The following is a 247-nucleotide window of genomic DNA, read 5'->3' as shown; positions in this document are numbered from 1 at the left end:
TGGACCGCTGGCGACAGGCGGCCCAGGATGCCAATGCACAGCCGCTGCTGACGATGGCCGAGCAGAAGGACCTGGAGAAGCGCTACCAGCAGGATCAGCGGGAGATCAAACGCCTGCAGCAGGAACTGCGCCGCAAGGACAAGGCCCTGGCGGAGGCGGCGGCACTGCTGATGGCCTCAAAAAAGATCCAGGCCTACTGGGGAGAGGACGGGGGCGATTGACATCTCCCGATGATCGCCGCCAAGCC

Annotated in this window: 1 pseudogene; it reads left to right on the top strand. The window is 64.8% G+C overall.

Annotated elements, in window-relative coordinates:
• A pseudogene (locus tag KUG41_RS15200) lies at positions 1-247 on the top strand (IS3 family transposase); the annotation flags it as partial.

Origin of the sequence: Synechococcus sp. CCY 9618, assembly GCF_019038415.1 — a bacterium.
In the GTDB taxonomy this organism is placed as follows: Bacteria; Cyanobacteriota; Cyanobacteriia; order PCC-6307; family Cyanobiaceae; genus Cyanobium.
Note: the sequence above shows the minus strand (reverse complement) of the source record. Positions and strands in the feature narration are given on the sequence as shown.